The following is a 25,419-nucleotide window of genomic DNA, read 5'->3' on the forward strand; positions in this document are numbered from 1 at the left end:
CCTTGTAATTAATCTAATTTATTGATGTAGTATTTTGGATATTTGCTCGCTACAAATGTAAATTGATTTTTTGATAAAGGCTGATTGGTTTTAAAAGAATTAACGGTTAAAGTGGTTTTTGTTCCATTTTTTCCGGTTTCGATCAAATTATAAATGTGTTTAGTCTGAACGTCAATACCTAACAGGATCTCTTTTCTTTGGTCTTTAGAACTTGTAGGAGCTAATTTGATGTATTGTATTTTTCTTCCTTTTACATTTTGTACAATATCCATGTTGTATTTATAACCAGAATTGAAAAAAGTCAGCATTTTTGAAGGTGTAATCGCGTTATCGTCCTTTTCGTTTACTTTAGAAATGGTAACTTCTTCGTCTTCGGGAACGATAGTGTAGGTTTTCTGGCCATCAAATATTTTTGTCACTCCCATAAAATTTAATACATATTGATTGCCTTTCATGGTCACATTTCCTTTACTGTCCTGGTTGATGTTCTCTTTAGCGTTATTCAGAGTGTATTTGAAGTCAATAACAATATTGTTGTAGCTTTTTATTTTTGAAGTTACTTCATTCAATAAATCTTTGGCTTTTTTATCCTGAGCCTGAATAGAAGTGAAGCTCAAAAGCAATAAAACCGCCATTTGAATGCACTTTTTAGTCATCTTAGTAATAGAATTGTTTTGGATTTCCTGAATTTTTGTTTTCATGATGGGATTAATTTTGTTCATTATTAAAAAATTGGTCAAGAGCACTTAAGTCAGTGATGTTTACAGTTCTTGCTTTACTGCCTTCAAACGGACCAACAATACCAGCTGCTTCCAGCTGATCGATCAAACGACCGGCTCTGTTGTAACCTAATTTTAATTTTCTTTGCAGTAATGAAGCTGAACCTTGTTGTGCATTGACAATAATCTCTGCAGCTTCTCTAAATAAAGTGTCTCTTTCGGAAATATCCACATCAAGATTGATGCCATTTTCTTCTCCAACAAACTCCGGAAGCAAATAAGCTGTGGCGTAAGCTTTCTGCGAACCGATAAAATCCGTAATTTTTTCTACCTCGGGAGTGTCTATGAAGGCGCATTGTACACGTATCACATCATTTCCGTTGGTGTATAATAAATCTCCTCGTCCAATTAACTGGTCAGCTCCCTGAGTGTCCAAAATGGTTCTGGAATCAATCTTCGAAGTTACTCTGAAAGCAATTCTTGCAGGGAAATTGGCTTTAATTAAACCTGTAATCACATTTACCGATGGTCTTTGTGTAGCAATAATCAAGTGAATACCAATAGCACGAGCCAATTGAGCCAAACGGGCAATAGGAACTTCGACTTCTTTTCCGGCAGTCATAATTAAATCGGCAAACTCGTCGACTACCAGAACGATGTAAGGTAAAAATCGGTGGCCCGCTTCGGGATTTAGTTTTCGTGCCCTGAATTTTTCGTTATACTCCTTAATATTACGAACCATCGCGTCTTTTAGTAAAGAGTAACGATTGTCCATTTCAACACAAAGTGAGTTCAGCGTGTTGACTACTTTTGCATTGTCGGTAATGATAGCATCTTCGGTATCCGGAAGTTTGGCTAAATAGTGTCTTTCAATTTTATTGAAAAGTGTCAGCTCTACTTTTTTCGGGTCTACCAGTACAAATTTAACTTCGGCCGGATGTTTCTTATATAAAAGAGAGGTTAAAACAGCGTTCAAACCTACCGATTTTCCTTGTCCGGTTGCTCCCGCCATCAGTAAGTGAGGCATTTTAGCCAGATCGACCACGAAAGTTTCGTTTGAAATCGTTTTTCCTAAAGCAATTGGGAGTTCCATTTCAGCTTCCTGAAATTTCGCTGATCCAATAACACTTTTCATCGAAACCATTGTAGGGTTCTTGTTTGGAACCTCAATACCAATAGTTCCTTTTCCCGGAATAGGGGCGATAATACGAATTCCTAATGCAGAAAGTGATAATGCAATATCGTCCTCTAAACTTTTAATTTTAGAAATTCTGATTCCGGCCTCCGGTACAATTTCGTATAAGGTTACAGATGGACCAACGGTGGCTTTGATTTGCGCAATTTCAATTTTGTAATTGCGCAGTGTATCAACAATTTTGTTTTTGTTTTCTTCTAATTCTTCCTGATTGATCGTAATTCCTCCAGTCGAATATTCTTTTAATATGTCAAGCGTTGGAAATTTGTAATTGGATAAGTCTAAAGTTGGATCGAATAAACCAAAATCAGCTACCAATCGGGAAGCCAGATTTTCTTCGATAATATCTTCTTCCTCCGCTTTTTCAATTACAAATTCTTCGGTGTGAACGGGAGTTTTTACAGTTACAGGATTAATATCCATTTGGACTGGTTTCAAAACCGGATTCAAATCAATTTCTGATGCGTTAGAAATAGTTGGTTTTAAGGCTTCCTTGTTGATTTCGAATTGGCTGATATTGGATTTTAGATGAATGTTGTCTAATTCAGGATCTTCTTCGTCGATAGCAAATTCTTCTAAATTATAAGCACTTTCTGCTTCCTCAGGTTTTTTTATAGAAGCCAATTCTGAGTTGAATTCTTTTTTAGTAGAATCAAAATACGACTGAATTTTTTCAGGGGATAATTTGATTTTAAAAATCAGGTACACGATTAATCCGAAAAGCAGCGTAAGCAAAGTTCCGGTTTTTCCGATGTAATCTTGTAAAAACAGATTGAGTTCGTATCCAATTGTTCCGCCCAGTTCAGGTGCTGATGTAGCGAAAAATCCAAATAGTACAGAGACAATAATAAGGGCAAAAAGATCCCAAAACCAGGTGTTTTTTAATTTTTTGGTAGAAAGTTCCAAAGCAAGAAACATTCCGGTAAGGAAAAATAAACGGACGAATATAAAAGAAGCAATACCGAAACCTCTGTATACAATAAGATCGGCTAGGAATGCCCCAAATTTTCCGAGCCAGTTTTCTACAATTTCGGTACGATCGCCAAGCTGGCTTACCGCACTTTGGTCAGATTGCCATTGTCCGTTGACATAAAAAGAAATAAAGGCAACTAATAGTGCCACAGAAAAGAGTATCAGAAGACATCCCAAAACAAATTTTTGTTGTTTGGAAAGGTTACCATACCTTATCTTTTCAGTCTTTGATTCGTTTTTTTTGTCTAAAGTTTCCTTTTTGGTTGTTTTTGCCATTCTTGCGTTTCCTGTTGCCTATATAAATTTTGGGATGTAAATGATTAAGCCTATTGCGATTGCTGTCATCGCGGCAAAAAATACCGCTCCGGCCGCAATATCTTTAATAAAACCGATTCGCTTGCTGTAATCTGGGTGAATAAAATCGGCAATTTTTTCTACCGCTGTATTCAAGCCTTCGATACCTAATACAAGGCCTATGGCTAATGTTTGACACAGCCATTCGGTTTGTGATATGTGAAAATAAAACCCGGCAATGGTCATGATAATTCCCAGAGAGAATTGAACCATTATGCTGTGTTCTGTTTTGATTAATTTTACCGCTCCGTTAAAAGCATAAGTCATACTTTTTAGTCGGCCGGTAACAAAGGTATTGTCTTTTTGAAATTCCATTTAAAGATCTTATAGTGCTGCTAAAGCTGCTTCGTAATTTGGTTCGTTTGCAATTTCAGCTACTTGTTCAGTGTGCGTTACTTTTCCATCAGCATCAACAACAATGATTACTCTTGAGTGTAAACCAGTCAAAGGACCGTCAACAATTTCTAAACCGTTTGTTTTTCCAAAATCTCCTGTCTGGAAATCTGATAAATTAACTACATTTTCTAATCCTTCAGCACCACAAAAACGTTTTTGCGCAAATGGTAAATCTCTAGAAATACACAATACAGTTGTGTTTTCTAAGCTGCTGGCACTTTCGTTGAATTTTCTAACAGATGTCGCACAAGTTCCGGTATCGATACTTGGAAAAATGTTTAAAACCAGTTTTTTTCCGGCAAAATTGCTTAAAGAAACAACTGATAAATCGTTTTGTACTAGTTTGAAATCAGCTAGTTGTGATCCAACTGTTGGTAATTCGCCTGAAGTATGAATAGGATTTCCTCCCAATGTTATTGAAGCCATGATTTTTATTTAAATTAATGAGGTTCAAAAGTAAGGATTAATATTCGAATCTAAAAGTATTTGTTGATGGGTTTAAGGAGAGATTAAGGGGGGTGTTTTAATAGTCATGAATTCACAAATTATTTTGGATTTATCGCAAAGTCCTTCGACTTCGCTCAGGAGGACACGCGTGGCTCAAGCAACGACCACGACTGCAAACTGAGACTGTAAACTGAGACTGTAAACTGAGACTAGAAAACTGAGACTAGAAAACTGAGACTAGAAAACTGAGACTGCAAACTAAAAAAAAAGCGCTCCAAAATTGAAACGCTTCCCCCTTGTCATGTTTTTTTTATTTGTATGCTCGATTATTTATCGATGGAACCTAAAACACGTTTCATAAACGCATTTAGAGCTTCTTTTTTATCAGTGCCCTGAACTACCATTTTGTGTACTTCAAGCGCACCATACATATTCGAAATTAATTCACCAATTACATCTAATTCTTCATCTTTTAAAGATGGAATTTCAGTCATCGCTTCTAAAACTTCGATAGTTTCAATGATATAATCCTGATCGTTTTCTTCGATAAATTGGGTTAACTGCTTTATTACGGGTAATTTCATTTTTCTGGATTTTTAGATTATTCGATTATTGGATTTTTAGATAAGGTTCAAAAAATCTAACCGTCTAAAAATCTAATAATCTGTTTACGCGATAGCGTTTACCAAGTCGATTAGAACTTCTTGTTTGTTGGTTTGAGTTTCTCCAACCAATTGTCCGTTTACAAAGGTTGCAAAGGTAGGCAAGTTGCTTACATTAGCTAACTTTCTTGATTCCGGTGAATTTTCAGCATCAACCAAAACAAAAGTGATAGCTTCGTTTTCTGTGGCTAATTTTTTGAATTTTGGTTTCATAATACGGCAATTTCCACACCATGAAGCGGAGTATTGCACTACTACTTTTTCGTTTTTAGCAACTAAATCTGCTAACGTATCTTCGTTTAAGTCGATTAACATAGTTTTTATTTTTAAGACACTAAGTTGCTAAGGTTCTAAGATGCTAAGTTTGCTCTCGAACCGAATAACTTCGTGTGGATTTATTTGGTGTTTTTTTAAGTCATTGAGATTCTAAGATCTAAGTTTAGTCTTAGAATCTCTCGACTTTTATTGTAGAATTGTATGTATATAAGATTCAAAAGTGAAGTTAAAAAACTTAGCATCTTAGAACCTTAGTATCTTAGCAGCTTAATTAGCGCTTAAATACTCAGCAGTACTAAGTCTGTCAGCAGACATTGCTTCTTTTCCGGCTTCCCAGTTTGCAGGACAAACTTCACCTTTAGTTTGAATGTGAGTGTAAGCATCCACCATTCTTAAATATTCGTTTACGTTACGTCCTAATGGCATATCGTTAACACTTTCGTGGAAAATTTTTCCAGTTTCGTCAATTAAGTAAGTAGCTCTGTATGGTACGTTTGAACCTTCGATGATAACTGAATCAGTTTCTTCGCTATAGCTTGTAGATTCAATATCAAGAATGCCTAAAATGTTAGCTAAGTTACGGTTTGTATCTGCTAAGATTGGGTAAGTAACACCTTCGATTCCACCGTTGTTTTTTGGTGTGTTTAACCATGCAAAGTGTACTTCGTTTGTATCACATGAAGCTCCGATTACGATAGTATTTCTTTTTTCAAATTCTGGTAAAGCAGCTTGGAAGGCGTGTAATTCAGTTGGGCAAACAAAAGTGAAATCTTTTGGGTACCAAAACAATAATACTTTTTTGTTGTTGTTTACTGCTTCTTCAAAAATGTTGATTTTTAAATTATCACCCATTTCAGAGATAGCATCAACTGCAATACTTGGGAATTTTTTTCCTACTAAAGACATATTTTTCGTTTTAAAGTTAAAAATTTATTTCTGGTGCAAAAGTAGGGCATAAGTGCGTATTCTTATAATAAGAAGTAATTATTAATATTTATTATGTGATAGTTTTTGATTATGAGTTACTGTTTGGTTTTTGTAAGTTATTGGATTTCAATATTTACAGGTAGGTTTCCTTTGCAAGTATTATTTTCAAGAAATTGAATTCCTGCATTTTTTTGAAATTCTTCGAAATCCTGATACACCTGAATAATTCGGGAAGCTTTAGATAGATTCGGAATTATTGGTAAAACATAAGGGTTTCCGAAAACGTAAAGGAGGCACTTTTTGGTTTGAAGAAGGTCAGAAAGTAATTCTAAAACTTCATCATCGATTTCGAAATTATTCATTGGTTTTGCTTTAGGGACAAACAAAGAAATAATAACGGTTTCGAATGGCTCGAGACCTTTTTTGATTTCTGAAATGGATGAATCTCCTGCATTCTCGAAAGCAAATTCTGCTGAATTTAGAGCTGTGTTTAGAGCCTGAAAAAATGGATTTTCCGTGTTTTTGTATAAACTTAGCTTCGCTAACTGATTGTTTTTTTGTGCCTCGGAAATTTGTTCAATATTGAAATTATCAACAATTTTTGTGATGGTATTTTGAGCAATTTCAAGGTTTAAAGCTGATGCTTTTTCGAAATTTAGTTCACCCGAAGTAAAGTGATTTTCCGCTAGGATTCCAACTTTTTGCTTGGCTTTCATAATTCTGTTGAAGCTTTCTTCAATACGTTCCGGAGAAGCATTTTTAAGAATGGCTTCGATTCCTTCGGGTACATTTTCGGCAAAACATAAAACGTCGTTACCGGCATTAAAGGCTTCCCATTCCAATTCTCCTTTGGTTTCATATAATTTTGAAACACTATGCATATTCAGCGCATCAGAAATGACCAATCCATCGTAACCCAATTGTTCTCGTAAAAGTGTTTCGATAATGGGTTTTGATAAAGTTGCCGAAGTATTTTTCCCTTCGTTCAAACTTGGAACTGCTAAATGTCCGATCATTATAGAATCAACATCGTGTTCAATTCCTTTAATAAACGGATACAATTCGTTTTCAAGTAATTCTTCTAAAGTCTCGTTTAAAATCGGCAGCCCTAAATGAGAATCGACATTGGTATTTCCGTGTCCGGGAAAGTGTTTCAGACAGCCTAAAATTCCAACATCCGACATTCCTTTAAGGTATTCGACAGCAAAATGGGCTACTTTTTCTTTGTTTTCACCAAAGGAGCGATAGCCAATTACAGGATTATTCGGGTTGTTGTTGATGTCAGCCAAAGGTGATAAGTTGTAATGAATTCCGGCAGCTTTCAAATCTAAACCAATTTGTTTTCCCACTTCATAAACCAGGTTTGATTTACTTTCCGGTAAAGCGCCTAATGTAATGGCGTAAGGGTACTGCGGTGTTTTTTCGATACGCATGGCCAATCCCCATTCGGCATCAATGCTGATTAGGAGAGGGGTAGTGGCAGCTTTTTGGTAACGGACAATCAGGTCTTTTATTTTTTGATAGCTGTCGTCATTAAAAACAACTTTTTTCTTGCTCTCGTAGTTGGTTGCAGCACTGGCACGGCTGTGAAAAAAGGTAAGTCCGCCAATGTTGTGTTCTTTTATTAAACGTTCAGTTTCCTGAATGTTTTCTTCGGTATCGTTTATAAAAACTGCTGGGAAAAAGAATTGTCCCACTTTTTGTCTTAATGCCTGTGCTGTCATTTTCATTATTGTATCAATTTTACTTACATTTTATTCCAGTGTTTTCTGATATAATGCCGATGTAATATGAAAATAGTACAATGCAATTGGATTATATTGAATATACAATCGGTATTATAAAGTCATTTTCATGCAAACACTATTGTCCATTTTCTCATAAGGCGGATAGTTTGGAATGATAGTGTATCCTAATTTTTGGTATAAGCTGATGGCTTCCGGTTGATTTTTACCAGTTTCGAGTATTGTATAGCGGTATTCGATTTCTTTTGCCCAACGTTCGAGTTCTGCCAGAACCTGAGAAGCAATTCCTCTTTTTCGGAAATCAGGGTGCACAAACATGCGTTTGATTTCGACTGTATCTTTCTCTTTTTCTCTGAAAGCACCACAGCCAACTGCTCTATCATTTTCATAGAAAACGACAACATGTTTGATGAGATCGGTTTTGTTAAACTGATTGTAAAAGTCATGGTCATCTCCGTCTCTGATTTTTAAATCCTGATCGAGTAAAATGACCAGATTTTTAAAATCAGTATCGTCTGAGTTGGTTCGTTTTAGTTTGATCATGATTCAAAAAAGTTAAGAAAAATAAAACCAAGTTGCTCTTATTTTTCTACCATAAAGAGATTAAGATAGTAAAGCTCAGTTTGGCTTAATATACTTAATCTCTTAATGGTGAAAAGAAAATTAAGCTTAATTTTAAAATATTTATTTATTTCAGTTTTGCTTTTTTTTGTTTGCCTAATTGTTTTTTAGTTTCAATTGCTTTTTCCAGTCGGTTTTTAAAACGGAAAAGTTTCGGCAAACCTTCGAGTCGGTCTTCAAGTGTAATTTCTTCGTAAACAACAATGGCTTTTTCTAAAACCCGGATCTCATTATCGAGATCGATCTGGTTTTTGTATAAGGTTGCCAATCGGTCGTAAGGGTGATTTCCTTTGAAACCTTCGTTAATATTTTGTTCGTATAGTGCAATTGCTTTCTCAATTTCTCCTTCTTTTTCCAATTCAATTGCTTTCAGATTTCGTTCGGCCTGTAAATTTTCATTGATTTCCATAGGTTAGATGTTCGATTTGGGGTTAAACTTCTTCAGACTTTTTTCCAAAATCTTTTGGGAATATTAAAAAACGGGATAAAATAAGACCCGGGATTGTGGCTATTATTACCCAGATAAAGAAGTTTTCATAACCTAAATATTTTTGTATAAAGCCGCTTAGCATCCCCGGTAACATCATTCCTAATGCCATAAAACCGGTTGCAAGCGCATAATGTGCCGTTTTTGATTCTCCTTCCGCAACATGAATTAAGTACATCATAAAGCCTGTGAAACCAAAACCGTATCCAAATTGTTCCAGAATAACAGTAATGCAGGTATAGAGATTTAAAGGAGAGTTAATTTCGAAAAAATATAAATTGATATGAAGATGGAAAATTGCTTCCGGTTGAAAATGTGCCAATCCGATAAAACCAAGAATAGGCAGGTGCATAATAAGGAACATAGGAAACATCCATTTGGTAAGACCATGTTTCGAAAGTGCAATTCCGCCTAAAATTCCACCAACAGTCAAAGCAAAAATTCCCAGAGTTCCATAAATTATTCCAACAGCTTCCGTATCTAATCCCATTCCGCCTAACTCCCTTCCGTCAAGTAAAAAAGGGCTTAACATTTTAAGTAGTTGAGATTCACCAAGTCTGAAGACAAGGATAAAAGCGAGAATTATTCCAATTTGTTTTTTTTGAAAGAAACTTGTAAATATAGTGGCAAAGTTTTGATGATGCGTTTTATCAGTACTTTCTAAAGCGTTTATTTCTTCTTTTGGTGTAAAAATGAAATTGTAAAGGGTAATAAAGGTCATTAATAAACCCACAATAATCATGGTATAAGACCAGGCTTTGGTATTGTCACCATATTTATGTTCTAAGTAACCTGCGAGTAAAACAATTAATCCATTTCCGGCAAGCATCGAAAGTCGGTAAAAGGTACTTCTGATTCCTAAGAAAAAAGACTGCTGTTCTTTGGGTAAAACCAATAAATAAAAACCATCACTGGCAATATCATTGGAGGCTGATGCAAAAGCGGCAACCCAGAATATGGCTAATGTCATCATGAAAAAGCCACTCGTTGGAATGGTGAATCCAACGATCAAAAAAGCAATGGAAATAAGCAATTGCATGGATAGAAACCATTTTCTTTTGGTACCGATTAATTCAATCAATGGGCTCCAAAGTGGTTTTATTACCCAGGGAAGGTATAATAAACTGGTGTAGACGCCAATATCTTCGTTTGATATTCCCAGATTTTTGTACATAATTACCGAAACAGAGATAATTATGGCATAAGGCAATCCAGATGCGAAATTTAGAAACGGAATCCAGAACCATGGTTTATTATCTGTTTTCATTTGGCTGGGCAGGGGTATAAGGTTTAAATGGTTTTTTCAGGTCGATAGCTGCGGGTGTGCTTTCATTGGCATAATAATCAATAAAGGTTATAGCGCAGGCTTTGTATTGATTTATTTTTTCGGCAGGAATGCTGAATGAAATTACTCCGTTTGTTTCGTAAACGGTAATTTTATCGATAATTTTTGTAGCGTCATTAATGTCCACTTTCGAAACATGATCTCCGCCATAAATTACGATGTAGCGGACTTTTGTATTCAGCGGACTTTTGATGGTGAATGTGTATTTACTGCTGTCTCTTGAATATTCATTGAAAACCGGTGTATCGATGATAATGTGTTTTAAATTGGGTACCGGAGCCGGAAGTGCTGGATATTTATATTGATTTTCTTCTAAAAGACGCACAATATCAAAGTTTTTGTTCATGAACCATTTAGAACTGAAATACGCACTTCCGCTTACTTTTTTAAAGCTTCTCGCATAATCAATCTGATTTGGGATTTCGCTGGCAAAATTCCAGCTTTTATCATTGTCTCCTCTGATTTTATAAGAGGCGTGTCCGATATAAAGTGCCGTATTGTTAGAGTTTTCCGACCACCATTTTACCAGTTTTGCATAAGAAGCTCTCGGGTTGTTCATACTCCAGTACAATTGAGGCAGGATGTAATCGATCCATTTTTGGTCCATCCATAGAACAGGATCGGCGTACAAATCATCGTAATTGGAAGTTGACTGGGTTTCAGAACCTTTTGGATCCTGAGATTTATTACGCCATACTCCAAACGGACTGATTCCGAATTGTACCCATGGTTTACTGGTTTTAATCATGGTTGAAATGGTGTGCACAAAATTGCTCACATTGGCACGACGCCAATCGCCAAGATTTAAGCCAGCTCCGTATTTTTTGTATGAAGCGGTATCGTTAAAGGTTTTTCCCGGGACAGTATAAGGGTAAAAATAGTCATCAAAATGAATGGCATCGATATCGTATTTGTCGACTACTTCTTTTACTACTTTGGTTAAATGTTCCTGAACTTCTGGTAGTGCAGGATCGTAATATATTTTTCCGGCGTATTCAATCATCCATTCCGGATGTTTAAAAATATCGTGATCGGGACTTAGCTGTTGTTTGTTCAGGTCAAAAGTAGCGCGGTACGGATTCAGCCAGGCGTGAAATTCAAAACCTCTTTTATGGGCTTCTTCAATCATCCAGGCCAGGGTATCGTAATACGGATTGGGAGCCTGTCCTTCTTTCCCGGTCAGGAAACGGGACCATGGCGCGAGTTCTGTTGGATATAAAGCATCTCCAACGCTTCGAATCTGAACTATTACGGCGTTGTAGTTTAATTTTTTATAAGCTTCTAAAATTTCAAGATAGTCCGCTTTTTCTTTTTCTACGGTGTCTTTGGCAGTTTTAGGCCAATCAATATTTACGACAGTTGCAATCCAGACCCCTCTAAATTCGTTTTTAGGGTAAAGTGTTTTTTCCTGTGCGTCGGATTTCCATCCGAAGAAAAATAAAAATAGAATAGAGAATAATAGTTGCTGATTTTTATGCATTTCAATCTTTTTTAACAGAAACCAAAAATAGTTTTTTTAGATGAGTATAAGAAATTATAATTTTAGAATAGTGATGAAGGGGGGATGTTTAATTGTTTAATTGTTTATTCGTTTAATTGTAGGTTGATAAACTGAATGAAATTGGTTGTTGTTTATAGTTTATGGTTTATGGTTGTTTGTTTGTTTGTTTGTTTGTTTGTTTGTTTGTTGTTAGTCATAGTTGGTAAATCAATATTGTCCGTCTGAGCGGAGTCGAAGACAGGTCAACGGGAACGAGAGGGGCTTCGACTTCGCTCAGCCTGACATTAGGAACAGATTGATTTTTTATTTTGCACATCATAAATCATAAATCAGTAATCGTTAATCACAAATCTTAAATCTTAAATCGGTTATACCTTAAAAATGAGCTTCTTCTTATAAAAATACCCTAAAACACAACTCCACAATAGCACATACAATACAGAATAGGTAAGGGACGATAACAATTGATTTTCAAAAAGAAGGCTGATCCAATATTGGTACGCATAGTCTCTAACGCTTATAGTTTCGGAAATATTTTGAGGATCCTGAGTTTTGATCATCGCAAGTGCCCGAGGCAGTATGCCGGAAACAAAGAATACAATCATTGGATTTACGCCCCAGCTCAGTAAAAAGGTTGTCCATTTTTTGTGGTTGAGTATATCTACTACATAATAGATTAAAGTGAGTAAAAACAAGCCAATCCCGGCAGTAAATAAAACATAAGAGCTGCTCCAAAGTGCTTTATTTATAGGAAAAAATAGAGACCACAGCAATCCTGAGATAATCAGAGCAATACTAAGGATTCCCATTTTTTTAGCAATTTCGGTTTTGGGTATGGGGTTTAGAAGCAATTGACCTATTAGCAATCCGATTAATCCGTTTGCTATAGTGGGTACAGTACTTAGAATACCTTCCGGGTCCCAGGTTTTGGTAGCGATGTACATGTGATTTTCGAGTAAAATACTATCGAGCCATGACGCTAAATTGGTACCCGGCTCCAGATTGGCAGGACCAATTCCGGGAACTGGAATGAGTGTCATGATCGCCCAATATCCAAATAGAATAATAGCACTTAGAATGGCTTGGGTTTTTATGTTTGTTTTTAAATAGACGAGTGAAACCAGCAGATAAACAACCCCAATACGCTGTAATACTCCGGGAAGTCTGACATCGTTAAAGTTTTCATGTCCGCCATAAGCTAAAGTGAGGAAAATAATGAAAAGACCAACTGCTAAAATGGTTTTCATTTTAAGACTGAAGTTTCCAATTAAAGCATATCCAACTAAAATGGTGAGAATTAAACGTACGATAAGAAGTGGAAATCCGTCAAGTCCCAGAAAATAAATACTGTTGAAAAAGTACAGAAAAAATCCAAGGCAAATGATGCGCAGGGAACGGGTGATTATTTTTAAGATATTTTCGGGTTTGTCCTGTTTAATGGGCATGGCCAAAGGAATTGCGATTCCGACTACGAGTATAAAAAACGGGAAAACCAGATCGGCTAAAGTACAGCCGTTCCATTTTGCGTGATCGAGAATGGGGTAAACATAATCCCAGCTTCCCGGATTGTTTACGACGGTCATTAATAAGACGGTAAGGCCTCTTAAAACATCAACGGAAATGATACGGTCTTTCATTTTTTTTTTTTGTGTTATTTAATCAGGTAACGAAATTTTTCCCATGGTTACGGATGGGATTCCTTTGTGTGAGCCAAAATTAAAATCTTCTCCGGCTATGGTTTGATTGGCGAGAATGGCAAATAGAACGGCTTCTTTGGCATCGCCCGAAATGCCCAGTTCATCTGTTTTGTGAAAAGTACAAGGCAGTAAATCTTTAAGCCATTGCACCAATAAAGGATTGTGCATGCCTCCTCCGGACAGGTAAATTTTGAAATCTTCGAGTTTATCGGCTGAGCTGTTTACGGCGTAATGAATGGCTTCGGCGATAGTCTCGGCACTAAAACGGGTTAAAGTGGCGAGTAAATCGGGAGCAGAAATGGTTTCAGAAGTACTTTTAGCCAAAGCTGCTTTTACATATTCGGCACTAAAAAGCTCCGGGCCAATTGTTTTTGGGAATTCCTGACGGAAAAAAGCATCGTCTTTTAAATGATCGAGCAATAACTGATTTACAGTCCCTTGTCGGGCTATTTCGGCGTCTTTGTCGTAACTTTTTTCAGGATAATATTGTTTCGTAAAAAGATCGATCAGGGTATTTCCGGTTCCGGTATCGGTGACGAATGTTTCTTCGGGATGTAATGAAGCGGGTAAAAAGGTAAAATTAGCAATACCGCCCATATTGAGCATAATGCGGTTTTCACCCTTTTTTCCAAATAAAAAATAATCTCCGTAAACGGCTAACGGAGCGCCTTCGCCACCTGCTGCAATGTGTTTTTGCCTGAAGTCAGAAAGGGTAATGATACCTGTTTTTACGGCTATGTGGTCGCCATCGCCAATTTGCAGCGTGGCATTTGGAAATTTTTCGTGCTGATGTAAGAACTTAGGAGCATGCAGAACCGTTTGTCCGTGTGAAGCAATCAAATCGATTTCGGCAGCGGGAATATTTCGTTTTTTGAGAAAATCATTGATCATTTCGGCATGCAAAATTCCAATCCATTCGTTGAGCATCACTAAATGTTGAAAATCAATTTCTTTTTTTGCAAAAACTTTACGGATTTCGATTTTAATTTCTTCCGAATAATCGATGGTTTCAAATTGAGCGATTCTGACAGCAGTATTCTGACCCGAACCTGAAATTTCGCATAAAGCAATATCGAGCCCGTCAAGTGAAGTTCCTGACATTAACCCGATAATGCTGCGGGTTTCTTTTTGAGCTATTTGGTACAGTGCGTTTATATTTTTATTCATGAAAATTGAATTTTACAAAGACGATTTGAATTATAAAAGTGATAAGATTAACTCGTTGGATATAATTGTTTTAACACATAGATTTGTTTTCCGCCACAAATTCACGAATTATTGCTTTATAATAATTCGTGAATTTGTGGCGAAATTTTTTATTCACAAATCATATTTAAAAGAGGCATCATTTTTTTCTTAACGGGTTAAAATTAGAGTATTTTGGCAGTAATCGGCTTAAAAGTATATTTTTTCATCGGTTTTTTTACTGGTAAAATAAAGGCCTGTATAGGTAATCAGTGCATTTATAAGGATCAATTCATTATCAAAGACATAACCGAAAAGAGCTTTCGAATTTTCGCTTAGCAGATAAGTTAAAATAGGAGCTATGATACAAAACCAAGGCACCAGTTTGTCGGTTACAATTCTGTTTTTTTGAAGTAAACCAAAAGCATACAATCCTAAAAGCGGTCCATAAGTGTAAGAAGCTGCTTTGAAAACTAAAGCGACAACGGAGCTGTCATTAAAAGAATTAAGAACGATAATTACCAAAAAGAACAGAAACGAAAAGGCGAGGTGCACTAAATGTCTTCGTTTTACATTTTTGGGATTTGAAATGTTTTCGCTTTTATCCATGCCAAGAAAATCAACGCAAAAAGAAGTAGTCAGAGCCGTTAAAGCAGAATCGGTTGTAGCAAAAGTGGCTGCAATGATTCCCAGCAAAAATACCAGAGCAGGGACAGTTGCCAAATGATTCAGTGCAATCTCCGGAAAAAGAAGATCCGTTCTGGGTTTGTTGGTGACTAAATCCAGCGGTACGGAAATGTTGTTTTTTGCAGCATACATATACAGTAAAGCTCCGAGACTTAAAAAAAGAAGACTGATGGTGACAAAAATAACGGTGAAAGTGTACATGTTTTTCTGTGCTTCCTTGATGTTTTTGCAGCTGATGTTTTTTTGCATTAAATCCTGATCCAGCCCCACCATCGCAATCATGATTAGTAATCCTCCTAAAAATTGCTTGGCAAAATGATATTTATTGGTCAGGAAATCATCAAAGAAAAAGGTTTTAGAATAATTGCTGTTTCGAATTGCTGAAACCGATTCGAAAACGGTCAAGTCTAAACTGTTTAAAACAAAATAAATGGTGATAAAAACGGAGGATACCAGAAAGAAAGTTTGCAGGGTGTCTGTGATGATAATGGCTTTAAGACCGCTTCTGTACGTATATAAGAAGACAAATGTAAGACCTAAAAATACCGTGAGGGGAAACGGAACATGATAGTAATCAAAAACATAACGTTGCAATACGAGTATAACTAAATAAAAACGTAAAGCGGAGCCTACGGTACGGCTTACCAAAAAAATAGAAGCGGCCGTTTTGTAGCTGTTGGTTCCCATTCTTTTTTCGATATAGCTGTATATCGAGGTAAGGTTCATTCTGTAATACAAAGGAAGCAGCACTTTTGCAATAACGATAAGCCCTAAGGCCTGTCCCAATATAAACTGGAAGTATTTAAACTGCTCTCCGTTTGGTGATCCCACTTCGCCCGGAACAGAGATAAATGTTAGTCCGGACAGTGAAGTACCGATCATTCCAAAAGCAACTAAAAACCATTTGGAGTTTTTATTGGCCTTGAAAAACGAATCGTTGTCCTGTCCTTTTTTGCTGATGATTTGAGAAATCAGTAATAGTATGCCAAAATATACGATGATGAAGATTAAGATGGTGCTTGAAGACATTTTGGTTTTGGATTAGTGGTGAGATTATTTTGTAACTCGTTTAATCGTGATGATAATAAGTTGGTTAATCGCAATATTGTTATTTCGATGAAGGAGATTTGAGCGATAGTGACTGACGCAGTAAATCATAGAAGAAACTCCGCATAGAAAATCGACAATCTTTGTCAAATTAATAGTACGATTTCTCCCTCTGGTCGAAATGACAAAAACTTTGCTGAAAATTATTTATCATAGTATTATCGAGTTCAGTCTTTGCTATTATTTGCCTGTAAAACGGCTCTGACGCTTTTGTGTTTCTCTAACAGTTCGGCAGCCTGATCGTGTTCAATTTGGAGTTCTTCTACGATCATTTTAATGGCTCTTTTGACTAATTTTTCGTTAGACAATTGCATATCGACCATTTTGTTGCCTTTAATTCTTCCCAATTTGATCATAACCGAAGTTGAAATCATATTTAGAGTCAGTTTTTGTGCCGTTCCTGCTTTCATGCGGGTACTTCCGGTCAGGAATTCGGGACCAACCACGACTTCGATCGGATAATCGGCGACTTCGGCGATGAGTCCCTTACTGATACAGGAAATACTTCCCGTTTTAATATTGTTTTCTTTGGCTTTTTTGAGTCCGCCCAGTACATAGGGAGTGTTTCCGGAAGCGGCTATCCCGATAACAAAATCCAGACTCGAGATCTGGTGTTTCGATAAATCTTTCCAGGCCTGCTCGGTATCGTCTTCGGCATTTTCTACTGCTTTTCGAATGGCGGTATCACCTCCGGCAATAATTCCAATAATCATATCATGCGGTACTCCAAAAGTAGGAGGGCATTCAGAAGCATCTAAAATTCCAATACGCCCTGAAGTTCCGGCACCAATATAAAACAATCGTCCGCCCAGCTGCATTTTTTTTACGATGGCTTTGACTAATTTTTCGATTTTGGGAATTTGCTTTTCAACAATATGAGGTACTTTTTGATCTTCTGTATTCATGTTGATCAGCAGCTCTTTGGTGCTCATCTGATCCAGGTTTTTATAAAGGGACTCTTGTTCGGTTTCGGGATTTTTATTTTTCATAATACATGCTGTGGTGGTGTTTAATCGTTTGTTGGTTTAATCGTTTAGCTGCTTATGGTTTGTTGTTTATGGTTTGTTGTTTGTTGTTTGGAAATCAAAGAAAATTAATAATGAATGTCAGTCTGAGCGGAGTCGAAGACTGGTCAATAAGGACTTGGGGGCTTCAACTTCGCTCAGCCGGACAATACTTCGGCTCCGCTCAGACTGACAATGCTTCTATTCCGCTCAGCTGGACAAAAGTTATGGATTGCAAACTAAGTCCTGGGGTTTTAGTTCAAAATATAAAATACTAACAAACTAAACCCCACAACTCATAACCCACAACCAATAATTTATAACTCACAACTCAATAAACTCATAACTTTTTAGATAGCCGGATCAGCAGGAGTATTAGTATTGTTGTTCCTTTCAGAATCTGGATAAGGGTACCAGTTACGGTTTCTTTCAGCCCCGGTTGTTCCTGCTCCCGGACGGTCAAATCTTCTGCTGTCTTCCAGTTTTAGGCTTGACATGTACATTTCGATACAGCGGTTGCGGTAAATTTCGGTTAGAATAGCCGTTTTGGTTACAGTTCCTGCGTATGGAGGAAGGTTCGCTCCAATGCCATAAGCATCTGCTCCGGCGGTTTTGGTTAGAACTTTATTCAGCTCGACAAGGGCTTGCGGTAAATTGTCTTTTCTGGCATAACCTTCAGCTTTTATCAGGATCATTTCACCCGGTAAATACAATGGGATCGATTTGGTATTCGAATCAAAGAATCCTGTAGCAACAGTTGGATTTGAACCCGGTTTGATGTAAAAATTCAACCTTCCGTCAGAGTTTGAAGGGGCTAAAGCAGCAGGCAATCCCAAAGTCAGATCAACAGGCTGAAAAACATTGTTGGTTGTGATTGAGATATAAGCGATAGGATTGGCACTAATCTGATCAAAAGCAAAAACTGATTTTACAGACAGGTCAACCTTATCGGCATAGGTAATGGCGTTGTCGTAATCTCCGGTCATCAGATATGTTCTGGCTAATAGGGCGTAAACCGTATTTTTATAATTGATGCTATTCACTAAACCCGTCACTCCCGTAGCTTTGTCGAGTAATGGTTCTGCTTGTTTTAAAATTTTAATGGCTTCTGTTAATACATCAGCTCTGGAATCAAAAGAGGCATTTTTACTCGTCTTTAGTGGTACACTTTGAAAATACTGCACAAGAGTGGTAAGTGCCATTGCCTTAAAAATAGAGGCGTGAACAAGAATGCTAGCTTTTTCAGTATCTGAGGTTAATACGCCAACATTATCGATTACTTTTTGCGATTCCGATTTAATGACAAGGCATTGTGACCACAAATTGTTTACCACCTGATTTTTGGTCGAAAGTACACCGCCGCCCACAGAAAGTTCACCTTCGTCGACATTTCCGGCGTTTAGCAATCTCAGTTCTTTTGTAGTGAAACCGTTACCGGTAATGGTGTTGTAAACAGGGCTTGTTCGGTCAACGCTCCAAAGCAGTTGTAGTCCGTTGGCAGCACCGATAACACCCTCCCGGGTTCCAAAAACTAATTCCTGAGAGGGCTTGGTAGGATCTAAATAATCTTCGTTACAGCTTGTTAAAAGCAATGTAAGGGTTACTATAGGGATGAATATTTTTTTCATGATGTTTTAATTGGGTTAGAATTGAACTTTTACCGCCAAGGAATAAGAACTTGGAATTGGCACGGTTCCAAAATTGTATTTCGCTACAGAAGACTGTCCGCCTGAGTTGGTTTCCGGATCGAAACTGGTGAAATTATCCCAGGAGATCAGGTTTCTTCCACTGGCAGTGATCGTCAAATCATCGAAGAAATTGTTTAATTTTCCGAAAGAATAATTCAACGAAACTTCTCTTAATTTCAAATAGCTTCCGTCTACAACTCTGAACTCTTCAACATTGTAAACCGACCAGATGTATCCGCGAGGCAATTCTCCGTTAAGTTCCTGAGCTACGATTGTTCCTGATCCCACACCCTGTCTGGTTCTGTAATCGGCATCAAAAACATCTACGCCCTGCACACCGTCAAACAATATAGAAAGACCAAATTTTTTGTAATTCAGATTGGCTCCGAATGAAATGATATAATCCGGATTTGGATTGCCAATTTGTTTGTTTAAAATAGTTCCGGTTGGCTGTCCTGAAGCATCTCTTTGTGGTGCTCCGGTATTGACATCTCCCTTTTCAGTTTGTGGATATCCGCTTGGAGTTAACAATAAACTGCCGTCAGGATTTCGGGCAAAATAAGTTCCGTAGAAAATTCCGATAGGTTTGTCCATCTCCACAAAAACGGGAGCTCCTGCTAAGTTACTGTCCAGTTTGAAACGAGTTTGTGGTAATCCTGTCACTTTGTTTCTGTTGCTGCTGTAGTTTACAAAGACATCAAGGTGCAGGTTTTCTTTTTTGATCAGATCGTATTTCAAATTGACTTCGAATCCTTTGTTGTTCATTTGTCCGATGTTTTTAATCGTATTCGTAGCCCCTTCGGAAGCCGCGAGCTGAACCGGTAATAACAAGTCGTCAATGTCGGCATTATAATAGCTGAAAGATAAATTCAGACGGTCTTTGATGAAACCAAAATCTCCTCCAATTTCATAAGTAACACTCTGTTCCGGTTTTAAATCTAAATTTCCCTGTTTGAATCCTTCGATGGTAAAAGCACTGTTTCCTAAAAGCGTTCCGGTAGAATAATTGGTAAAACGCGCATAAGGTTTAATTGCAGTTAAACTTCCTGATTTTCCCCATGAAGCTCTAAAACGTACTGAGCTTACAGCATCGTGAATGTTTTGCATGAAGGGTTCATCTGAAAATACATAACTCACACTTGCTTTAGGGTAAAACTGAGAGCGGTTGGCACTCGAAAAAATAGTCGAAGCATCCTGTCTTCCTGCAACGGTCAGGTATAGTTTGTCTTTGTAGCCAACAGTTTCCTGAAGATAATACCCCCATAAATTGTATCTGGACTGACTGGAACTTGGCGAGCCCGGAATCAAAGTATTAAAAGCATTGATAGTTTCGATAAATGGTTTTAAGTTGCGTCCTTCAACCGCAGCAAAATTATCGCGATACGTCTGTACGTTGTAACCTCCGTAAGTAGTAGCTTTCCATTTGTCATTAATATTCCAAAGGTATCTTAAATTCAGGTCGTTGTTGAATTGTACCACTCTGTTAGTCGCTTCAGAAACATAACCGTCGTTGTAGTAAGCCGGATTCACCACATAAGGGTATCTCGGAATGAATACATTTCCTCTTTGGTTGTAGTTGTCGATACCAAAAATCAAATCGGCATTGAAATTTTTAAACGGTGTATAGTTTAATTGCAAATCCGAAATAATACGATCTGTATTTTGTTTGATTTTGAAAGTTTCGATAATTGAAAGCGGATTGACTCTGTTTGGATCAACAGCTAACAGATTGCCGTTTACATCTCTTTGGTTGATATCGTAGATGTTATTGGTGATATTGATGGCGTTAATCGGACTCCAGAACACGTTACCATCCGGTTTTTCATTCGAACTGGAGTTTACATAATTTAATCCCACTGTAGCAGATAATTTTGAGTTGAAGTCATGTTTCAATCTCACTTTAGCGCCGGCTCTTTTAAAATCGGTATTTTTTATGATTCCTTCGTTTACCAGATAACCAAGAGAAGCAAAATATTTCGTTTTCTCGTCTCCGCCTTGTAAGGAGAAGTACGTATCTGTTCCTACGCCCGTAGTAAAAATATCATCCTGATAATCGTATCGCTGTACGTTAGTCGTTCTGGTCTCCAAATTTCTGCCTAAAACGGTTACCGTAGTTGGACTTGCAGGATTTCCCTGAATTGGGAACAGAGCAGGTGAAGTGCTTACAAACTGCTTGTCAGACATATTCATATCCAGTTTTTTGCGAATTTGGTTAGAAGTCACGCTGGTTGAAAATGTATATCTGGTTTCTCCCGCAACCCCTTTTTTAGTTGTGATTAAAACCACACCATTGGCAGCTCTCGATCCGTAAATGGCTGCGGCAGCACCTCCGTTTAAGACTTCGACGCTTTGGATATCGTTTGGGTTAATGTCTGAAGATCGGTTCTGACCAATTTGCATGTTAGAGTTTCCGGTAGTCACGTTTAGGTTGGTTACGTTGGTAGTGGCATTGTTTAAAACCACACCGTCAATAACATATAAAGGATCAGAAGAACCTAGTATAGAAGAAGTTCCTCTAAGCTTGATGCTGAAACCTCCTGCCGGATCTCCTGAGTTTTGAGAAACCTGAGCACCGGCAATTTTTCCTTGCAGGGCCGTAGAAAGACCTCCGGGCTGTGCTTTAACTAAATCTTCTCCTTTTAAACTGGTTACGGCATTCCCGAGTTCTTTACGGGTAGCGCGTACGGTGGAACCCAGTACAACAACCTCAGAAAGAGCGTTTGTTTCTTCGGCCATTTTAAGGTTGATTGTAGTCATGTTTGCTGAGACCTTAATTTTCTTCGTAGCAAATCCTACAAAACTAAAAACGAGCGTCTCGTTTTCATTTGCAGTGATGCTGAATTTTCCGTCCAGATCAGTTGTAGTGCTTTTAGAAGTACCCTCAATCAAAACGGATACTCCCGGTAGAGAAAGTCCGTCGGTAGTACTGGTTATGGTACCGGTTACGGTTTTTGACTGCGCAAAAATGGGCTGCGCAAACAAAATAATTCCAAATAAAAAGAATAGTTTTTTCATTTTTAAAATATTTGTTTGGTTAGAGATTTTAAATGTAGAAAATTAATTTTTATAAATGCAATTTTTTGCAACATATTTAATTAAAATATTAAAAAATGCATAAAAACGCATTAAATTGTAATTTTTTAAGCACGGAAAGGTCTTTGTAGAGTGTTTTTGAAATAATTGTGTTATAATCGTGCATAATCATGCAATATATTTTTATATTTGTTCAAAAAAGTTAAAATGCTTAAGAAAGAGAGACATCAGTTTATCATGGATAAATTCAAGAGTGTCGAAAAGATAAACACGATCGATCTTGCCACAGAGCTCAGTATCTCTGAGGATACGATACGCAGAGATTTTAACGAATTGCACAATAAAGGTTTGATTAATAAGGTGTATGGTGCCGCTTTTCCCGTAAAAGAGAAATCCAATAACGTTTTTGATATCACTATAATCAATGAAGACAAAAAGAGAATAGTAGGACAGAAAGCTTTGTCGTTTCTGAATGAAGGTCAGGTGATTATCATGACGGGAGGAACTACCAATTTGTCTTTTTGCAAACTCATTCCAATTGATTTTTCGGCTACCATATATACGTACAGTCTGCCGATAGCCATGCAGTTGTCTCAGCATCCCAATATCGAACTGATTTTTATTGGAGGAAAACTGCAGAAAAAAGCCATGGTAACCGTGGGTATCGATGTGGTACAGGTACTGTCTAAAATCAAAGCCGATGTTTGTTTCTTGGGAGTGAGTAGTTTAGATGTCAATCAGGGGCTTACCGAAATGGGTTACGAAGTTTCGATCATTAAAAAAGAAATGATTAAAGCTTCCGATAAGGTAATTGTGCTCGCGACTTCTGATAAAATTAATGGTAAAATGCCACATCAGGTTTGTGGCCTTGATAAAGTAGATGCTATTGTTACCGAGCTGAATCCAAAGAGTGCTAAGATTAAAAGCTTCGTGGAGGCCGGGGTAAGGGTTGTTTAGGTAAAATTGCGTTTTTATGCGGGATTTTGTACTGCTGTGTGATTCTAATTAGTGTTGGAATTGTGCAGCATTTTTTTTGAAGGATAAACAGGTATTTGTACTTGGTTGTTTAGATAGGGTAATCGATATTTTTGATAGGGGAGTAATATACGGAATATGGTTTTCCGTAAAAAACTCAAGTTTTAAAGAATCAATTTTGTTTTAGAACCTAATAAACTATCGTACAATGAAAAGACTTACTATTGATTTTGAAAATTGTTTTGGTATTGGAAAATTAAGTCATGAATTTAAATTTGATGATTTGAAATCAAATACATTTTTAATTTATGCACCAAATGGAACCATGAAAACCTCTTTTGCAAGAACTTTTGATGTGATTTCTAAGAATGATGCCAAAAAAAGACCTTGTGATAGGGTTTACACTGATAAAAATTCAAAGTATCAAATCCTTGTGGATGATTCAATTATAAATCAAGAAAACATACTTGTATTAAATGCTGAAGACAATAGTTTTGATGCCTCAAACAAAGTAAGTAGTTTTTTGGCTAGTAAAGATCTAAAGAAACAATATGATGAAATATATTCAGATCTAAACAATCAAAAGAGTGAATATTTAAAAAAATTAAAAACTGTTTCGCAAAGCACTGATTGTGAAAGTGAGTTAGTTAATAGTTTTTCAGAAAAATCAGAGTATACATTTTTTGAAGTTATTCTAAAAGAAAAAGGTAATCTTAAACCAAAGATTGAGAAATATAACTTTAAGTATAACGATGTTTTTGATAAGAAAAGCAATGTTAGAAAGTTCTTAGAGAAAAATCAACCAATATTAGATCAATATATTTCTGATTATAAAAAATTACTTTCTGAATCAAGTTTCTTTAAACTGACTGGGAATAATTCATTTGGAACTTATCAAGCGAATGAAATCTTAAAATCAATTGAAGACAATTCGTTTTTTGAAGCAGGACATAAATTTGTATTAGAAGATGGTACAGAAATTAATAATTCAGAGTCTCTAAAAGTGATTGTTGAGGCGGAAATAGATAAAATTATTAATGATGCAAAGTTAAAACAGTCATTTGATAAAATTGATAAAGCTATTGGTGCTAATGTTGAACTACGTTCATTTAAAAAAGTAATTGAAAAGGATAATCTTATTCTGGTAGAATTAGAAGATTATGAAGGTTTTCAAAAAAAAGTTTGGATCAATTATTTGTCCCAAATTAAAAACGAATCGGAAGAATTAGCTGAATACTATAAAGAAAAAAAAGTTGCACTAGAAAAAATAATTAAGGAGGCTAAGAAGGAATTCTTATTGTGGAACAATATAATAAAAACTTTCAATTCTAGATTTTATGTGCCATTTAAAGTGGTGTTGACAAATCACGATGATGTAATTTTAAAACAAGAAACGGCTACACTTGAGTTTGACTATGTTATTAGAAATGAAGAACCAGTGCGACATAAGAGAGATAATCTGTTAAGTATATTAAGTAAGGGAGAGCAAAGAGCTTATTTTATTCTTCAGTTTTTATTTGAAATTGAATCACGAAAATACAATGCAGCAAACAACATTATTATTTTTGATGACATTGCAGATTCATTTGATTACAAAAATAAATTTGCAATCATAGAATATATAAAGGATTTACATCTTTCTAATACTTTTAGAATGATTATTTTAACACACAATTTTGATTTTTATCGCACAATTGCATCCAGATTAAGTTTGCCTCCAAAAGTGGTTTACATGGCAACAAAATCAGAAGAAAGAACTGTTAAGCTTCAAAATGGACAATATAGAAATGATGTATTTACTTATTTTGTTAAGAATTATGATAAGCCTAAAATTTTTATAAGCTTAATAGCATTTGTTAGAAATATAATTGAATATACAGAATCTAATAGTTGTGATGATTATGTAATTTTAACGAGTTGTTTACACTTAAAAACAGTTTCTCAATCACTAAAAATTAAAGATGTTTTTAGTATTTATAGAACTAGATTAGTAAAACTTGTAGGTAAAGATATTGATAATGAGGATGATAATTTTTTAAATTTCATAGTTTCTACTGTAGATTTAATTTGCGAAGAGGAAAATATAAATGAAGTTCATTTGGAGAATAAAATTTGCCTTGCTATAGCTATTCGGCTTAAGGCTGAAGAATATCTAATAAAAAAATTACCGGAATTGAATTTAGAAGAAGTTACAGTTAATCAAACAAGTTTTCTATTTGCAAAATATAGAGAGAAATATTTTGATAGTGCAGCAATAGATTTGTTGGATCGTGTTAATTTAATGACTCCTGAAAATATACATATTAATGCTTTTATGTTTGAACCATTAATAGATATGTCTGTATATCACTTGAAAGATCTTTATAAAGATATTAGTAATTTGAATTAATTTTTTT

At 36.3% G+C, this 25,419-nt stretch carries 21 protein-coding genes; 3 read left to right on the plus strand and 18 right to left on the minus strand.

Annotated features, from left to right (window positions below):
* Positions 1 to 8: 8 nt before the first annotated feature.
* From ACAM30_RS13810 to murQ, 16 genes are all read right to left on the minus strand, one after another.
* Positions 9 to 701: an outer membrane lipoprotein carrier protein LolA gene (locus tag ACAM30_RS13810; protein WP_369615190.1), complete on the minus strand. Its 693-nt coding sequence runs from the start codon at positions 699 to 701 to the stop codon at positions 9 to 11.
* A 7-nt stretch (positions 702 to 708) separates the two neighbouring features.
* Entirely contained in the window at positions 709 to 3,162 is a 2,454-nt protein-coding gene (locus ACAM30_RS13815; RefSeq protein WP_369615191.1) for a DNA translocase FtsK 4TM domain-containing protein, read from the minus strand.
* Positions 3,163 to 3,180: 18 nt separating this feature from the next.
* Complete coding sequence (locus ACAM30_RS13820; protein WP_369615192.1) at positions 3,181 to 3,555, minus strand: diacylglycerol kinase family protein; 375 nt, start codon at positions 3,553 to 3,555, stop codon at positions 3,181 to 3,183.
* Positions 3,556 to 3,564: 9 nt separating this feature from the next.
* A complete protein-coding gene (tpx, locus tag ACAM30_RS13825) occupies positions 3,565 to 4,062 on the minus strand; it encodes a thiol peroxidase (RefSeq protein ID WP_369615193.1) in 498 nt (165 codons plus the stop codon).
* 347 nt (positions 4,063 to 4,409) lie between these two features.
* A complete protein-coding gene (locus ACAM30_RS13830; RefSeq protein ID WP_017495510.1) occupies positions 4,410 to 4,667 on the minus strand; it encodes a hypothetical protein in 258 nt (85 codons plus the stop codon).
* 84 nt (positions 4,668 to 4,751) lie between these two features.
* A complete protein-coding gene (locus ACAM30_RS13835; RefSeq protein WP_007805605.1) occupies positions 4,752 to 5,060 on the minus strand; it encodes a co-chaperone YbbN in 309 nt (102 codons plus the stop codon).
* Positions 5,061 to 5,288: 228 nt separating this feature from the next.
* Entirely contained in the window at positions 5,289 to 5,927 is a 639-nt protein-coding gene (locus ACAM30_RS13840) for a peroxiredoxin (RefSeq protein ID WP_369615194.1), read from the minus strand.
* 137 nt (positions 5,928 to 6,064) lie between these two features.
* Complete coding sequence (locus ACAM30_RS13845) at positions 6,065 to 7,678, minus strand: glycoside hydrolase family 3 protein (protein WP_369615195.1); 1,614 nt, start codon at positions 7,676 to 7,678, stop codon at positions 6,065 to 6,067.
* A gap of 108 nt (positions 7,679 to 7,786) precedes the next feature.
* Positions 7,787 to 8,236, minus strand: coding sequence for a GNAT family N-acetyltransferase (locus ACAM30_RS13850; protein WP_369615196.1), 450 nt, complete (start codon positions 8,234 to 8,236; stop codon positions 7,787 to 7,789).
* A gap of 145 nt (positions 8,237 to 8,381) precedes the next feature.
* Positions 8,382 to 8,723, minus strand: a complete 342-nt coding sequence (locus ACAM30_RS13855; RefSeq protein ID WP_369615197.1) for a hypothetical protein — start codon at positions 8,721 to 8,723, stop codon at positions 8,382 to 8,384.
* A gap of 22 nt (positions 8,724 to 8,745) precedes the next feature.
* Positions 8,746 to 10,068: an MFS transporter gene (locus ACAM30_RS13860; protein WP_369615198.1), complete on the minus strand. Its 1,323-nt coding sequence runs from the start codon at positions 10,066 to 10,068 to the stop codon at positions 8,746 to 8,748.
* On the minus strand, positions 10,055 to 11,626 hold the full coding sequence (locus tag ACAM30_RS13865) for a glycoside hydrolase family 10 protein (protein WP_369615199.1): 1,572 nt from the start codon (positions 11,624 to 11,626) through the stop codon (positions 10,055 to 10,057). The genes ACAM30_RS13860 and ACAM30_RS13865 overlap by 14 nt, the downstream gene beginning before the upstream one ends.
* A gap of 389 nt (positions 11,627 to 12,015) precedes the next feature.
* Entirely contained in the window at positions 12,016 to 13,284 is a 1,269-nt protein-coding gene (locus ACAM30_RS13870; RefSeq protein ID WP_369615200.1) for an acyltransferase family protein, read from the minus strand.
* An 18-nt stretch (positions 13,285 to 13,302) separates the two neighbouring features.
* Positions 13,303 to 14,511 (minus strand): anhydro-N-acetylmuramic acid kinase, encoded by a 1,209-nt coding sequence (locus ACAM30_RS13875; RefSeq protein WP_369615201.1) that lies wholly within the window; start codon positions 14,509 to 14,511, stop codon positions 13,303 to 13,305.
* Between the two features lie 228 nt (positions 14,512 to 14,739).
* Positions 14,740 to 16,245, minus strand: a complete 1,506-nt coding sequence (locus tag ACAM30_RS13880; RefSeq protein ID WP_369615202.1) for a sodium:solute symporter — start codon at positions 16,243 to 16,245, stop codon at positions 14,740 to 14,742.
* Positions 16,246 to 16,490: 245 nt separating this feature from the next.
* Positions 16,491 to 17,312 carry an N-acetylmuramic acid 6-phosphate etherase gene (gene murQ, locus ACAM30_RS13885; protein ID WP_369615203.1) on the minus strand — a complete coding sequence of 274 codons (822 nt, stop codon included), beginning with the start codon at positions 17,310 to 17,312 and terminating at the stop codon, positions 16,491 to 16,493.
* 110 nt (positions 17,313 to 17,422) lie between these two features.
* Here murQ and ACAM30_RS13890 point away from each other — a divergent pair, with 110 nt between their 5' ends.
* A complete protein-coding gene (locus ACAM30_RS13890; RefSeq protein ID WP_369615204.1) occupies positions 17,423 to 17,605 on the plus strand; it encodes a hypothetical protein in 183 nt (60 codons plus the stop codon).
* 72 nt (positions 17,606 to 17,677) lie between these two features.
* Here the strand turns inward: ACAM30_RS13890 and ACAM30_RS13895 are convergent, their stop codons facing one another.
* Both ACAM30_RS13895 and ACAM30_RS13900 read right to left on the minus strand, forming a co-directional pair.
* Complete coding sequence (locus ACAM30_RS13895; protein ID WP_369615205.1) at positions 17,678 to 18,955, minus strand: carbohydrate-binding protein SusD; 1,278 nt, start codon at positions 18,953 to 18,955, stop codon at positions 17,678 to 17,680.
* Positions 18,956 to 18,970: 15 nt separating this feature from the next.
* The gene (locus tag ACAM30_RS13900; RefSeq protein WP_369615206.1) at positions 18,971 to 22,030 is read right to left on the minus strand and encodes a SusC/RagA family TonB-linked outer membrane protein; all 3,060 of its coding nucleotides are present in this window, start codon (positions 22,028 to 22,030) and stop codon (positions 18,971 to 18,973) included.
* A 225-nt stretch (positions 22,031 to 22,255) separates the two neighbouring features.
* On the opposite strand from ACAM30_RS13900, the gene ACAM30_RS13905 reads away from it, so the two are divergent.
* Positions 22,256 to 23,005 carry a DeoR/GlpR family DNA-binding transcription regulator gene (locus ACAM30_RS13905; RefSeq protein ID WP_369615207.1) on the plus strand — a complete coding sequence of 250 codons (750 nt, stop codon included), beginning with the start codon at positions 22,256 to 22,258 and terminating at the stop codon, positions 23,003 to 23,005.
* Between the two features lie 226 nt (positions 23,006 to 23,231).
* Positions 23,232 to 25,412: a hypothetical protein gene (locus ACAM30_RS13910; protein ID WP_369615208.1), complete on the plus strand. Its 2,181-nt coding sequence runs from the start codon at positions 23,232 to 23,234 to the stop codon at positions 25,410 to 25,412.
* Positions 25,413 to 25,419: the final 7 nt, after the last annotated feature.

Origin of the sequence: Flavobacterium sp. CFS9 (assembly GCF_041154745.1) — a bacterium.
Classification (GTDB): Bacteria; Bacteroidota; Bacteroidia; order Flavobacteriales; family Flavobacteriaceae; genus Flavobacterium.

Coding starts and splice junctions, on each gene's coding strand:
- ACAM30_RS13820 (WP_369615192.1), bottom strand. CDS start 3,555: ATGGAATTTCAAAAAGACAATACCTTTGTTACCGGCCGACTAAAAAGT.
- murQ (WP_369615203.1), bottom strand. CDS start 17,312: ATGAAAAATAAAAATCCCGAAACCGAACAAGAGTCCCTTTATAAAAAC.
- ACAM30_RS13830 (WP_017495510.1), bottom strand. CDS start 4,667: ATGAAATTACCCGTAATAAAGCAGTTAACCCAATTTATCGAAGAAAAC.
- ACAM30_RS13845 (WP_369615195.1), bottom strand. CDS start 7,678: ATGAAAATGACAGCACAGGCATTAAGACAAAAAGTGGGACAATTCTTT.
- ACAM30_RS13815 (WP_369615191.1), bottom strand. CDS start 3,162: ATGGCAAAAACAACCAAAAAGGAAACTTTAGACAAAAAAAACGAATCA.
- ACAM30_RS13850 (WP_369615196.1), bottom strand. CDS start 8,236: ATGATCAAACTAAAACGAACCAACTCAGACGATACTGATTTTAAAAAT.
- ACAM30_RS13835 (WP_007805605.1), bottom strand. CDS start 5,060: ATGTTAATCGACTTAAACGAAGATACGTTAGCAGATTTAGTTGCTAAA.
- ACAM30_RS13860 (WP_369615198.1), bottom strand. CDS start 10,068: ATGAAAACAGATAATAAACCATGGTTCTGGATTCCGTTTCTAAATTTC.
- ACAM30_RS13855 (WP_369615197.1), bottom strand. CDS start 8,723: ATGGAAATCAATGAAAATTTACAGGCCGAACGAAATCTGAAAGCAATT.
- ACAM30_RS13910 (WP_369615208.1), top strand. CDS start 23,232: ATGAAAAGACTTACTATTGATTTTGAAAATTGTTTTGGTATTGGAAAA.
- ACAM30_RS13840 (WP_369615194.1), bottom strand. CDS start 5,927: ATGTCTTTAGTAGGAAAAAAATTCCCAAGTATTGCAGTTGATGCTATC.
- ACAM30_RS13890 (WP_369615204.1), top strand. CDS start 17,423: ATGAATGTCAGTCTGAGCGGAGTCGAAGACTGGTCAATAAGGACTTGG.
- ACAM30_RS13870 (WP_369615200.1), bottom strand. CDS start 13,284: ATGAAAGACCGTATCATTTCCGTTGATGTTTTAAGAGGCCTTACCGTC.
- ACAM30_RS13875 (WP_369615201.1), bottom strand. CDS start 14,511: ATGAATAAAAATATAAACGCACTGTACCAAATAGCTCAAAAAGAAACC.
- ACAM30_RS13810 (WP_369615190.1), bottom strand. CDS start 701: ATGAAAACAAAAATTCAGGAAATCCAAAACAATTCTATTACTAAGATG.
- ACAM30_RS13865 (WP_369615199.1), bottom strand. CDS start 11,626: ATGCATAAAAATCAGCAACTATTATTCTCTATTCTATTTTTATTTTTC.
- ACAM30_RS13880 (WP_369615202.1), bottom strand. CDS start 16,245: ATGTCTTCAAGCACCATCTTAATCTTCATCATCGTATATTTTGGCATA.
- tpx (WP_369615193.1), bottom strand. CDS start 4,062: ATGGCTTCAATAACATTGGGAGGAAATCCTATTCATACTTCAGGCGAA.
- ACAM30_RS13900 (WP_369615206.1), bottom strand. CDS start 22,030: ATGAAAAAACTATTCTTTTTATTTGGAATTATTTTGTTTGCGCAGCCC.
- ACAM30_RS13895 (WP_369615205.1), bottom strand. CDS start 18,955: ATGAAAAAAATATTCATCCCTATAGTAACCCTTACATTGCTTTTAACA.
- ACAM30_RS13905 (WP_369615207.1), top strand. CDS start 22,256: ATGCTTAAGAAAGAGAGACATCAGTTTATCATGGATAAATTCAAGAGT.